The 13,410-nt window shown below is 44.0% G+C and carries 11 protein-coding genes; 2 read left to right on the top strand and 9 right to left on the bottom strand.

Annotated features, from left to right (window positions below; translation table 11 throughout):
• Positions 1-221: 221 nt before the first annotated feature.
• From ERJ70_RS14905 to xylA, 5 genes are all read right to left on the bottom strand, one after another.
• Positions 222-584 carry a DUF779 domain-containing protein gene (locus tag ERJ70_RS14905; RefSeq protein ID WP_209365595.1) on the bottom strand — a complete coding sequence of 121 codons (363 nt, stop codon included), beginning with the start codon at positions 582-584 and terminating at the stop codon, positions 222-224.
• Between the two features lie 33 nt (positions 585-617).
• Entirely contained in the window at positions 618-2,138 is a 1,521-nt protein-coding gene (adh, locus tag ERJ70_RS14910) for an aldehyde dehydrogenase (RefSeq protein ID WP_209365596.1), read from the bottom strand.
• 269 nt (positions 2,139-2,407) lie between these two features.
• Positions 2,408-2,590: a cold-shock protein gene (locus ERJ70_RS14915; protein ID WP_209365597.1), complete on the bottom strand. Its 183-nt coding sequence runs from the start codon at positions 2,588-2,590 to the stop codon at positions 2,408-2,410.
• 573 nt (positions 2,591-3,163) lie between these two features.
• Positions 3,164-4,663, bottom strand: coding sequence for a xylulokinase (gene xylB / locus ERJ70_RS14920; RefSeq protein ID WP_209365598.1), 1,500 nt, complete (start codon positions 4,661-4,663; stop codon positions 3,164-3,166).
• A 33-nt stretch (positions 4,664-4,696) separates the two neighbouring features.
• Positions 4,697-6,022 (bottom strand): xylose isomerase, encoded by a 1,326-nt coding sequence (xylA, locus tag ERJ70_RS14925; protein WP_209365599.1) that lies wholly within the window; start codon positions 6,020-6,022, stop codon positions 4,697-4,699.
• Positions 6,023-6,284: 262 nt separating this feature from the next.
• Between xylA and ERJ70_RS14930 the strand changes: the two genes are divergently transcribed.
• Entirely contained in the window at positions 6,285-6,887 is a 603-nt protein-coding gene (locus tag ERJ70_RS14930) for a YesL family protein (RefSeq protein ID WP_209365600.1), read from the top strand.
• Between the two features lie 357 nt (positions 6,888-7,244).
• Here ERJ70_RS14930 and ERJ70_RS14935 read toward each other — a convergent pair whose 3' ends face one another.
• From ERJ70_RS14935 to ERJ70_RS14945, 3 genes are all read right to left on the bottom strand, one after another.
• Positions 7,245-8,066, bottom strand: a complete 822-nt coding sequence (locus tag ERJ70_RS14935; RefSeq protein ID WP_074598671.1) for a carbohydrate ABC transporter permease — start codon at positions 8,064-8,066, stop codon at positions 7,245-7,247.
• 21 nt (positions 8,067-8,087) lie between these two features.
• Positions 8,088-8,966 (bottom strand): carbohydrate ABC transporter permease, encoded by an 879-nt coding sequence (locus tag ERJ70_RS14940; protein WP_209365601.1) that lies wholly within the window; start codon positions 8,964-8,966, stop codon positions 8,088-8,090.
• Positions 8,967-9,346: 380 nt separating this feature from the next.
• Positions 9,347-10,648, bottom strand: coding sequence for an extracellular solute-binding protein (locus ERJ70_RS14945; protein ID WP_209365602.1), 1,302 nt, complete (start codon positions 10,646-10,648; stop codon positions 9,347-9,349).
• 151 nt (positions 10,649-10,799) lie between these two features.
• Between ERJ70_RS14945 and ERJ70_RS14950 the strand changes: the two genes are divergently transcribed.
• Positions 10,800-11,984, top strand: a complete 1,185-nt coding sequence (locus ERJ70_RS14950) for an ROK family transcriptional regulator (RefSeq protein WP_209369416.1) — start codon at positions 10,800-10,802, stop codon at positions 11,982-11,984.
• Between the two features lie 265 nt (positions 11,985-12,249).
• On the opposite strand, the gene ERJ70_RS14955 is transcribed toward ERJ70_RS14950, so the two are convergent.
• Positions 12,250-13,389, bottom strand: a complete 1,140-nt coding sequence (locus ERJ70_RS14955; protein WP_374099820.1) for a Gfo/Idh/MocA family protein — start codon at positions 13,387-13,389, stop codon at positions 12,250-12,252.
• Positions 13,390-13,410 lie beyond the last annotated feature (21 nt).

A 13,410-nucleotide genomic window follows, 5' to 3' on the forward strand; every position in this document is an offset into this window, starting at 1 on the left:
TGGTTCCGCCTTATACTATTAGCTCCTAAAACAGAGGAGCATTGTTTCCAGGAGACGGATTATCTACTTCTTGACATCATCCATAGGGTGAAATCTTACTAGTATCAGCGTGTGCACCTCATTTTTCTAAAAAGAAATACCGAATGAGTTTGAATGCTAAGGATTTCGAATGATCATTCGGTTCTTGCTTTGACCGCTATGCTATTGTACAGCCTTTCTGGTCAAACTTCTTCTTCAAGTTGTTTTCGTTCTTTCTCTGTAAACACTCGTGACCGGGTTAAAAACCGTTTTCCTTCCGGTCCTTCCAAGGAAAACATGCCTCCCCTCCCGTCTACAACATCAATAATCAATTGAGTATGTTTCCAATACTCATATTGATCCTTTGAAATATAAAACGGTGTATCTTCAATTACCCCAAGCCGTACATCCGAGCTGCCGACACGGAACTCATCGCGGGGAAAGCACATGGGAGAACTGCCATCACAGCAGCCTCCCGATTGATGAAACATCAGTGGACCATGACGTTTTTTCAAGCGTTCGATCAAATCAGCTGCTTCCGCAGTTGCCGTAACCTTTTCGATCATGCTTCCACTCCTTCCTAAGCAGTCATTCGAGGATTAGAACAAGCCCGCTGGATCAGTACTATAACTTACGAGCAGGTTTTTCGTCTGTTGGTAATGATCCAGCATCATCCGATGGTTTTCACGACCGATACCAGACTTTTTATACCCTCCGAAGGCTGCATGGGCAGGATATTGGTGGTAGCAATTGGTCCATACCCGCCCCGCTTCGATTTCACGGCCAAATCGGTAAGCCGTATTAATATTCCGGGACCAGACACCTGCACCTAATCCATACAACGTATCATTGGCGATTTTAAGGGCTTCCTCGTCATCTTTGAATGTAGTGACCGACAGAACCGGCCCGAAGATTTCTTCCTGGAAAATCCTCATTTCGTTACTTCCTTTAAAGATTGTTGGCTCGACATAGTAGCCCTTGGCTAGCTCCCCAGACATACTGTTTTTATTTCCGCCGACAAGCACCTCTGCTCCTTCCTGCTTTCCAATATCAAGATAAGAAGTGATCTTCTCCATTTGTTCTAAGGACGCTTGTGCCCCCATCATCGTATCCGTATCCAGCGGATGACCGATTTTAATCTCTTTAACCCGTTTGATCGCCCGTTCCATAAACGGTTCGTAAATCGACTCATGTACCAGGGCACGGGATGGGCACGTACAGACTTCTCCCTGATTGAGCGCAAACATCGTAAATCCTTCAATTGACTTATTCAAGAAGGAATCGTCCGCATCCATTACATCCTTAAAAAAGATGTTCGGGCTCTTCCCGCCTAACTCTAATGTAACTGGAATGATGTTTTCTGAAGCGTATTGCATGATCAAACGGCCAGTTGTCGTTTCACCTGTAAAGGCGATTTTGGCTATCCTGCTGCTGGATGCCAATGGTTTTCCTGTTTCCACTCCGAAACCGTTAACGATGTTTACCACTCCAGGTGGAAGCAAATCGTGGATCAATTCCATCAAGACATGAATCGATGCGGGGGTTTGTTCTGCTGGTTTTAAAACGACTGCATTTCCGGCCGCAAGCGCTGGTGCAAGCTTCCACGTTGCCATCAATATCGGAAAGTTCCATGGAATAATCTGTCCAACCACCCCTAGTGGCTCGTGGAAATGGTAAGCAACCGTATCATCATCAAGTTGGCTGAGACTGCCTTCCTGTGCACGGATAACACCTGCGAAGTAACGAAAGTGGTCAATCGCAAGTGGAATATCTGCTGCGAGGGTTTCTCTGACCGCTTTTCCGTTATCCCACGTTTCGGCGACAGCCAGTTTCTCTAAATTATCTTCCATTCTGTCCGCTATTTTATTCAGTATCACTGCCCGCTCTGCAGGGGAGGTTTTCCCCCAGCTGCTCTTGGCAGCATGAGCAGCATCCAATGCCAGCTCGACATCATCCTTTGACGAGCGGGCGATCTGACAAAAAACTTCTCCCGTTACTGGGCTTACGTTATCGAAATACTCTCCACCGACAGGTTCCTTCCATTCACCGCCGATGAAATTGCCATACCTTTCTTTAAAATTCACGACTGCTCCTTGTGTATTCGGTGCTTCATACTGCATCGTAAAACCTCCTTAAATAATTGTAATCGCTTTCATTTATGAGGTTACAATCTTGGGGCATTGGCTCTATATAAAGTATAGCAAACGATATCTTTTTATTACAAATATTCCGACTTTTTATTTCTGCAAATTATTCATAAAAAAACAGACTACCGATAATAACGGCAGTCTGTTTCCAACCAGCAGCAGGCTTTCATCAAATCGCACTCTCTGCCTCCTGCCAATTAAATAAACCAGGCTTTCCATTGGTGGTTGGTATCAGCCCGGTATTACTTAATTTGTGGTAATGTTTTTGTTTCTTTTTCCATGGTTGACTGGCATAGCGGACACTTTGGCGTTTCTTCAAACGAAAAGTCTTCCCTCATCCAACCTGAACAGTCCTCGCTTGTGCAAGACCAAATCGTTGTTTCTACTTCCGGGGCTGGTTCTTTCTTGTTGTTGTAATAAGCCATAATCTAATCCCCTTTCTGATTCTATCCTTATTATACCCTATTTAATGGAAAATTAATATAGGACAGAGGTTGGAGCCCGCAACTTTCTGTATTTTTTAGCCTCAACCACCTCGAATAAACAGAAGCTGGAATCCTGAACAAATCCATTCCAGCACTTTGGTGTATACAGTCAACAATAATAAGAATCCTCTTAATAAAATAGGAAGCATGTTAAAAGCGAAGGAAAGGCCTCGGTGAGATCCTGCAGAACGTTAGCTCAAGGAAGCTCATCAGCCGCCCGCGGAAAGCGCGGGGTATTTCCGCAGCGCTGTTCTCCAACCCGCCTGTGGCAAAACGCCTGCATGACCCACATCGTTTGGGCCTCCGATAAGCTTAAGAACAGCCTCGGCGTGGCACTTTTTGCCACACAGAGAATTTGCTTAAAACCTCGAGGGGTAAGCGCTGGAGCTGGGCGTGGCTGGTTCAGCCAATAATGATCCACAGACAGTCAAATTTATCATTTCTATACAGCGAAAAAGGCCGCCGAGAAAACCTCGACAGCCTTACCAGCTTAAATAGCCGGTCAGAAATTTTTTATTTTCGATAGCGCATTAACTTATGATTAATGTCTGCTGTTTGTCTGTAAACAGTTTTATATAGCTGAAACAATTCCCGGTAACGCTCTACATTTTCCGGGTTTGGCTGATATGTTGCAGCTTCCTGTAAAAACTGATCGGCACAAGCAGCGAGAGAATCAAACCATCCGCATCCAAATGCAGCAAGCATCGCAGCTCCCATGCCAGGACCTTGTTCGCTGGCAAGCTTGACGATAGTTGCATCGAATATGTCTGCCTGCATTTGCAGCCACGCTTCATTCTTCGCTCCACCGCCTATCGAAACGATCGTATCGATTTGCTTGCCGTTCTGCCGGAAAATATCAATGGACTCATTCAAAGAGAAGGTGATGCCTTCCATAACAGCACGCACAAAGTCATCGCGCCGATGGGAACTATCCATTCCGATGAAACTGCCTCGGATAGTCGAATCTGCATGCGGTGTTCGTTCACCGACCAAATAAGGGGTGAACAACAAGCCATTTGCTCCGACGGGGACTGACCCCACTTCAGCCAGCAAATCATCAAAGTCAATATCAGGTGCAAAGACTTCTTTAAACCAGCTTAGACTGTGACCGGCGGACAAGGTTACTCCCATGGTATAATAGGCGTTTTTAGCTCCATGATTGAAGTAATGGACTTTTCCCTGGAAGTTTTTTTCCGGTCCTTGTTCATAAGACAAGACGACACCGGAGGTACCGATACTGCACAGCGTCTTGCCGTCTTCCAGAATGCCCGATCCGATAGCCCCGCAGGCATTGTCGGCCCCTCCGGCAAAAACTCTCGTCGACGGATTCATCCCGGTTCGTTCGGCAAAATTTTCCGCAATCGTTCCCACTTCTGCATCTGATGCAACCAGCGGAGGACAAAGTTCTGCGCTAATTCCGACCGTTTCACAAATTTCCTTGCTCCATTGCTTTTCACCAATATTCAAAAGCAGTGTTCCGGCTGCATCGGAATATTCCATATGCAATTTCCCGGTCATTTTATACCGCAAATAATCTTTCGGCAGGACAAACGTACTGGCTCGTTCATAAATCTCTGGCTCATTTTCTTTTACCCATAACAGCTTTGGTAGCGTGAACCCTTCCAATGCCGGATTTTTTGTTAACTCAAGCAGCTTCTCCTCACCAACTTGCCGATAGATGTTTTGGCACTGCTCTGTTGTCCGGGTATCGTTCCACAAGATGGCCGGACGCAACACGTTATAGTTTTCATCGAGAAGGACCAGTCCGTGCATTTGCCCGGAAAAACTGATTCCTTCCACTTCGCTCGCGTTCACATCTGCTTCCTTCAGCAGATCAGACAGCCCTGCAGCTGTCTGATCTATCCATACTTGCGGATCCTGTTCATTATAGCCGGTTTTTTCCTGAATCAATGGGTACGATTTAGATACTTCTTGCACTACGTTTCCCAGCTGGTCTACCAGCAAAATTTTTACCGCGCTGGTGCCTAAATCAACTCCGATGACATACTTCATTGATTTCCACCTCGCTTCTTCCATTCAATCGATTTATTGGTCGGCAAAAGCTTGGAGTAAGTATTGGTTGATCGTCGCTTTGATTTGTTCCAAACGACCAGATTGATGCTTGAATTCGGTCTTATCCAGCACATGCTCTTCAAGCTTATGGAAATCAGTCGTGCCATTGACAATCTCCTGTCCGATTCCTTCTGTGTAGCTCTTATAGCGACTTTCCACAACATCTTCAAGCACTTTGTCATCAAGAAGCTTTTGTGCGACCTTCAAACCAGCCGCAAAGCTGTCCATACCGGCGATATGAGCGTGGAACAAGTCCTCAGGCTCGAATGAACCTCTTCTGACTTTGGCATCAAAGTTGAGACCGCCTTTACCTAAACCGCCATTTTTGATGATTTCATACATTGCCAGTGTAGTAGAGTACAAGTCTGTCGGAAATTCATCAGTATCCCAGCCGAGCAATGGATCACCCTGGTTGGCATCAACGGAACCAAGCATACCGTTGACACGGGCGTAATGCAGTTCATGTTCGAACGTATGGCCGGCCAATGTTGCGTGGTTTGCCTCGATATTGAATTTAAAGTGGTCCTGCAGATCATACCGCTGCAAAAATGCATAACCTGTCGCTACATCAAAATCATATTGATGGGTAGTAGGCTCTTTCGGTTTCGGCTCGATCAGGAACTGGGCATCAAATCCAATTTCTTTTGCATAATCAACGGCCATATGGAAGAAGCGGCCCAGATTGTCCAATTCCAGTTTCATGTCCGTGTTCAATAACGTTTCGTAGCCTTCTCTTCCGCCCCAGAACACATAATTCTGACCTCCGAGCTCTTTTCCAATTTCAAGCCCTTTTTTCACCTTTGCTGCTGAAAAAGCGAAAATGTCAGCACTACTGGAGGATGCTGCTCCATGAATAAAACGTGGGTGGGTAAAGTTATTGGCTGTATTCCATAACAGCTTTGTTTTACTGTCTTTCATGTAATCCTTAATCATCGCGACGATGGTATCAAGGTTTTTGTTCGTTTCTCTCAGTGTACTGCCTTCTGGAGCAATATCGACATCGTGGAAGCAGAAATATGGAACCCCAAGTTTTTCAAAAAACTCAAAAGCAGCCTCTACTCGCGCTTTTGCCAGGTCCATTCCACTATATTTGTCCCATGGGCGTACCATTGTTCCCGACCCGAATTGATCGGAACCATCCATCGTGAAGGTATGCCAGTATGCCACGGCAAAACGCATATATTCTTCCATTGTTTTACCGCCGACTACTTCTTCGGGATTGTAATACTTGAAGGCATATGGATTAGTTGATTTTGCCCCTTCAAAACTGATTTTGTTAATGTCTGTAAAATAAGCCATTTCGAAAACCTCCTATTATCATGAATGATAAGGCAACTGACGGCACTATGCTCCTTTGATTCAAAGCAGCGTAGTTATGTAGCTGTCTCGAAATTGTAACTGCTTTCATTGATTATTATAGCAACCTTCTTTTAGTTTGTCTATTAAATAAACAAAGTTTATAATGAATCTGTACATGCTAAATTGTCAGGAATCTGAGATAATAAAACAGGACGTGCGTCCCTTTTGTAAAAACCAAGCAACTAAGATGGAGGAACGATAAATGAATCCAGGCGGTGCGCTTTACACTACGTTAGAATGGATTACACGGTTTGCCTATATCAACCTGTTATGGATACTCTTCACGCTAACAGGTGGGGTCCTTTTTGGTTTTTTCCCGGCAACCATCGCCATGTTTGCCCTTGTACGCCAATGGCTCCTAGGTAAAAGCTCTTTGCCTGTGATGGGTACATTCTGGTCTTATTACAAAAAGGATTTTTGGAAATCCAATTTACTTGGCTTATTCGTCAGTATAATTGTGTTGTTGATTTACATAGACATTCAGTATATTCAATTGACAGAACTGGAATGGACTTACGTTCCGCTATTTGCCTTTATGTTATTGTTTGTATTCTATTTGTTTTACTTATTCCCTGTTTTCGTCCATTTCGATTTAAAAGTTTCGGGAATGCTGCGAAATGCATTTTTGATTATGTTAGTAAATCCGATTAGTACCTTTTTCATGGTTGTATGCCTGGTTTGTACCTTTGTCGTGATGCGGTACCTCCCCGCCTTGTTTTTCATCTTTGGCGGAAGTGTTTATGCCTTCATCACCATGTGGATGAGCATGCATGCATTTCGCAAAATAGCCGCAAAATCACAGTAACGTTGAGTACCTGACACGCCGTTTTTTTAAACCGGCCATGAAATATGCAAAGTGGTCGGAAGCAACATAATATAACTAACGACAGTTAAAGGATAAGGAAAGCAGGAATAACTTCTCTTAAGAGTAAGTGGTGGCAAACACACTCCGGCAAGGTAATGCGCTTTCCGCGGGAAAGCGCATTACCTTGCCGGAGCACAGTGAAACACTTATCAACCAACAGAATATATGGAAGTCTAGCTAAAGAGTTGTCTACTAGACTATTTAAAAACAAAAACCGGACGAGTTCGAATATGTACCCTTTCGAATCATCGTTCGGTTTTCGCTTTGGTCACTATGCTTTTGTCCCGGCCTCTTTCCTTACCCTTTTACTGCACTGGAAGATATCCCTTCGACAACCTTGTTGCTGAAAAAGATGAATGCCAGCAGAATTGGCAGAACGCTGATAATCAACGTAGCACCGATCGCACCCCAATCGGTCATATACTGGCCGATGAAGTTCTGAATGCCGACCGTCAGTGTTTTATACTTATCTGAACTAATAAATGTATTCACAAACACAAACTCGTTCCAATTGTAAATCATGTTGATAATGACCGTAGTCGACATAATCGGCGTTGTCATCGGCAGAATGATTTGAAAAAACAGCCGGTGAATCGAACTTCCATCAATAATTGCAGCTTCTTCGATTTCACGGGGTAAAGTGTAGTAAAAGCCCAGTAAAATCATCATCGTGATTGGCAGATTGTACGCCGTATAAGTAATGACAATCGATAGCGGGTGATCAATCAAGTTGACATTAAGAAACATACTGAAAAGCGGAATTAGTGCAGAATGAATCGGAATCATCAAGCCGACCATAAACAGACCTAAAACGAAACCGCTCAACTTCCAGTTCATTCTCGTAATCGCAAACGTGGCCATACTTGCAAGCAGTACCGTCAAAACGATAGCCAGGCCAGTAATCCATACACTATTGAAAAAATAAACGCCGATTCCGCCTTCCCACACCTTTGCATAGTTTTCCCACTTTAATTCAGTCGGGAGTGCAAAAGGCGAACCGGAAAATATTTCTCTATTATCCTTCAATGAAAACAAGAAAAGCCAAATGATCGGGAAAATTTGAAACAATGCAACCAATCCAAGGCAAATGTAAAGAATGGTGTAGCCAATGCGGTTCATCGGTTGTTCCTCCTTTTATTCCTAATATTGTAGTTCGTCGTCGGAAGCAGTCAGCTTACGAATAATGACTGTGACAATAAGCGTGATGACCAGCAGCAGGAATCCAATAGCACTTCCATAGCCAAAGTCGTTGGTGGAGAAGGCCAGTTTGTACATGTAGGATGCCATGACTTCACTTGCCCCATTCGGCCCCCCTCCAGTCATAACGTAAATAAGATCAAAATACTTCAATGAACCTACAATTGCCAGTACGATGGTCACTTTAATGACCCCCATGATCAGCGGCAGCTTGATTTTATACGCAATTTGCAGCGGAGTAGCTCCGTCGATTTTAGCTGCCTCAATTAACGACTCCGGAATATTTTTTAAAGCAGCATAATAAATCAAAATGTAGAAGCCTGCGTACTGCCAAAGAATCGGGATGAAAATGGCGTAGAGAACGATCGATGGTTCGGCAAGCCATGCAGGAGGGCTTTCCACTCCAAGTTTCATCAAGATGCTGTTCAAAATTCCATTATTCGGGTTGTAGACCTTGATCCACAGTTGAGCAATCGCCACAGAAGATAGCAGCATCGGTATCAGATAAATTTTCCGCAAAAAGTCCGCCCCTTTGATTTTCGAGGCGAGAATTAGCGAAATGGCTAAATAAATAACGAGACTAAGGGTAGAAAACAACGCTAACAGGAAAGAATGATAAGCACTCTCCCAAAACTTTGGATCTTGCAGACCATTTATGTAGTTTTCCAGTCCAATAAATTCCATGTTTCCGATTCCGTTCCAATCCATCAGCCCGTAGTAACCTGTAAGGATCAACGGAATAAATATCAATATTGCGATTAACAAAAGCGCCGGCAATACATAGAGCGCGATCATCAACTTGTTAGACATCACTTTGTTCATAACATTCAACCCCTACTTTTTATTAGATAGAAAGGAAACATGCCACAGCAGTAAAAAAACTATCCCACTCATTTTTGCAGTTATGTAATCCATAAGGGATGAGCAGCAAACTTCTCTCCATCCTCTAATTGTAACTGCTTTCATAAAACGTCAAGAAAAGTTCCCTGCACGGATAAGAATCAACACACTACCTTGTAATCGCTTACTTTTTCGCTCTTTGACTTGAGGGCTTACCCACTGTGAAGCTTATTACAGGTTTCCATTTTAGAATAGCAAACTATCGTCCGTTTGTCTAGTGGATGAACAAAGTTAAATCTACTTATTCATACTGATCATTTATAGAAAAAGCCCCTCCGTAATGGAGAGGCCATATCTCTTGCTTATTCCTCATTGGCAAGTGCTTCTTCATGCTTCTTGGCAAATTCTTCCGGAGTCACCTCACCTCCAAATAGTGACTGGATCATATCAAGATGAACTTCAGCAACATCAGGACTCATTTGCACATCTGCAAACAAGGTGATGTTCGACGCATTATTCAACTCATCCAATACATCCAAGTACATATCCGGCAGGTCCACTTCGTCAGGGTTCACTTTCGTGGCCGGAATAACGCCAGCCTGGGTAACGGATTTCTCTCCCCAGTTTTCTGCAAAGTATTTCACAAATTCCATGGATTCTTCTTTTACATCAGAGTCTTCGGCAACGAACAAACCAACACCAGGTCCTCCAACAAAACTGTTCATGTCGCCTTGTCCTTCAACCGTCGGGAAGTTAAAGAATCCGACAGAATCCCGGAATTCCTGTGGTACATCTTCATTGGTGGTATAATTCGGCAAATCCCAAGTTGCTATTAAATACATAGCAGCCTGTTCGTTCATAAACATGCTCTTCGCTTCTTCATCAGCAAGGCCGTTGAAACCATTGATAAAGGTATCATTATCAACAAGTTCTTGTACTTTAGCGGCTGCATCAACCAATGCAGGGTCTTCAAAACTGCCTGAACGGTCGATCGCTTTGTTTAAAACATCTGCACCGCCGATTCTGTCAGCAAGGTACATGTACCATAGCGAACCTGTCCACCTGTCTTTGTTGCCCAATGCAACTGGAGCAACTCCATTGTCTACCAACGTATCGACGACATTTTGGAACTCTTCGTATGTTTTAGGTGCCTCTAAGCCGTACTCCTCGAAAATTGCTTTGTTATAGAAAACGGTTGCAATATTAAGCTCCAGCGGAAGACCATACGTACTGCCATCTACTTGGTAAGCTTCCGTCGTACCTGAAACAAATTCATCCTTCAATCCATCATTCAGGACATCATCAAGCGGAGCGAACATCTCTCCTTCTACATATGGTTCTAAGTATCCTGCAGGCCATGTCATCCCGACATCCGGCAGTTCTCCGGAAGAAGACAACACTTTGATTTTATCTTTATACTGTTCATTACTTAATACTTCCAAGTCTACGGTGACATCTGGATGCTCTTCTTCAAAGTCGGCAATGATTTCGTTTACAATTTCGTAGTGATCCTTTGAGCTGCCTTCCGGCCATAAATGCATGAATTCAATCGTCTTTTCGCCAGAATCACCACTTGCTGAGTCTCCAGAACCTGAACAGCCAGCCATCAACAACACCGAAGCAAAAGCAGCAGACAACAATGAAATCGCTTTCTTTTTTACCATTGGTAAACCCCCTCTTTTCTGAATAATAGCAACTTCTGTACTTAATATACCAAAACAAACCTTGTTTGTCTACTGAATAAACAAAGTTTATTTTTATTCCTTGAATGTGGTAAACTTAGAAGAAAAGGAAGAATGAGATGATGAAATGAAAATGACGATGAATCAGACGTGGAATCAGCATGTAGTAAAAAAAGGGAATAAGTCTCTTGTACTTGAAACAATCAAAGATCATTCACCAGTTTCCCGGGCTGAAACAGCCAACCTCACTGGCCTTAATAAAGGGACCGTATCATCGCTGGTGAGTGAATTGTTGGAAGAGCAATTGATATCAGAATCGGGGCCAGGCGTTTCAAGCGGCGGCAGGAGACCTGTCATGCTGCTCTTTAACCAGCTTGCAGGTTATTCCATCGGTATTGATATCGGTGTCAATTACCTTCTTGGTGTACTAACCGATTTACAAGGAAACATTTGTAATGAAAAACGTGAATCGTACACGGACTTAACGTATGAAGAAATTAAAGTGAAGCTATTTGATATCATTGATCACTTGATCGATGCTGCTCCGCCAAGTCCGTATGGGATCGTTGGAATTGGGGTAGGTGTTCCAGGAACAGTAAGCAATACCGGAGAAATCCTGCTAGCTCCTAACCTGGAGTGGAAAAATATCCACCTGCAGGCCGTCCTGGAAAGAAAGTATCAGGTACCGGTCGTTATAGAAAATGAAGCGAATGCCGGTGCCTATGGTGAGAAGAGATTCGGGGCAGGAAAAGATCTAGAGGATATTATTTACGTCAGTGCAGGAATCGGTATTGGTGTCGGGTTAATCCTGAATGGATCGCTCTATAAAGGCAATAATGGTTTTTCTGGAGAACTTGGGCATATGACGATAGAAGTCGACGGAAAAAAGTGCCGTTGCGGAAACAAGGGCTGTTGGGAGCTTTATGCTGCAGAACAGGCATTATTAAGTAATGCTGCTAAACTTCCTGATGCTCCAGAACAGCCAACGCTCGAGAACCTTTCCGAACTGGCCGATGACGGCGATGAACAGGTCATCCGGCTGTTTGAACAAGTCGGTGATTACTTGGGCGTCGGATTAAACAATATCATCAATATTTTCAATCCGCAGCAGGTGATTATCGGAAATCGAATGGCTTCTGCTAAAAAGTGGCTGCGCGATCCGCTGATCAGCAGGATGGTAAACCAAACTTTATGGTTTCAGCAAAAAGACCTACAGATTCAATTCTCGGAGTTATCCACTCATTCTACGGCACTTGGAGTGGCAGCTTTTTCAGTCGAAAACTTTTTCAAGGGTGATTTACAAAGTCAGGGTGTTTAAGTCTATTTAAAAAAGCAGTTCAGCGAATGTTTGTCGTTGAACTGCTTTTTTTGTCTGTTTCCCTGTGCCAGTTGTGGAATCAATGATCATCCTATGTTCGTATCGATTTTCCCTCTTTAAGTTAGTTCTATAACCATGCTTGGCAGAATACAGGACACAGACTTCAAGCGTAGCGTAGTGTTTTTCCGTTGTGATTCAACGGCATGTGAAAGTTGTGGCTTGGTTTAAATAACCCGCAGCGATAGAATAAATGACGAAAATAGCCTTAGCCAAACTGTTCTACTTTCACCCATCTCCTGCTTTCCGCAGACTGCTCCACCGCTTGCAGGACTGCCTGATTCCTTACCCCGTCGAGAAAGCTGGGATACGGCTGCGACTGCTTCGTTATTCCTTGCAGAAATTCATATAAAAGATGGATAAACGTATGCTCATATCCGATAATATGTCCAGGCGGCCAATACGCCCCGACGTACGGATGCTCCTCCTCTGTACAGTTGATGGTCCGGAACCCTTGCAGACCCGGTTCATCGTCCACCAAATAAACGTCCAAAAGGTTCATGTTTTCCATATCCCAGCGAATCGAACCTTTTTCCCCGTTTAGTTCAAATTTATTTTTATTTCGATTACCGCCGGCGAACCGTGTCGCTTCAAAAGTACCGAGAGCACCGTTGGAAAACTTCGCCAGGAAAGCAACGGCATCATCCACGGTCACTTCTCCATATTGATCTTTTTCCGATTCCGCCTTCAGTCCCCCTGCCATTTCTCCAAGAGGCCTTTTTTTCACAAAAGTCTCCATGGTCCCGACCAATTCCATTATTTCACCAACCAAAAAGCGGGCAAGGTCAATACTATGGGCGCCGATGTCCCCAAGTGCCCCTGAACCGGATACTTCCTTCTTCAGCCGCCATACAAGTGGAAAAGACGGATCCATAATAAAATCTTGCAAATAATCAGCCCGAAAATGATAAATCCTGCCTAACCTGTCATCTTCAATTAACCGCTTCGCATACTGGACAGCCGGAGCGAAACGGTAATTATGGCAGACCATATGAATGACCTTGTTTTTTTGAACCGCCCGATACATCGCTTTCGCTTCCTCCAACGTAAGAGCCAGCGGTTTTTCCGTGATGATATGTTTACCTGCCTCTGCTGCTGCTATGGCCATTTCGGCATGGGTATGATTAGGGGTGACGATGTCAATAACATCGATATCTTCCCTTTCGATCAATCTTCTCCAGTCCGTTTCGGTCGATTCCCAGCCCATTGTTTCTGCGGCTTTGTTTACTTCCGCTTCATTTCTGCCAGCCAGCGCCTTCAGCACCGGTTTCACTTCGGAATCAAAGAAGAAGGGAATATCCCGGTAAGCGTGGCTGTGTGCTTTTCCCATAAACTGATAACCAATCATCCCGATATTGATCTCCTGTTT

The sequence above is a fragment of the Sediminibacillus dalangtanensis genome, from assembly GCF_017792025.1.
Classification (GTDB): domain Bacteria; phylum Bacillota; class Bacilli; order Bacillales; family Amphibacillaceae; genus Sediminibacillus; species Sediminibacillus dalangtanensis.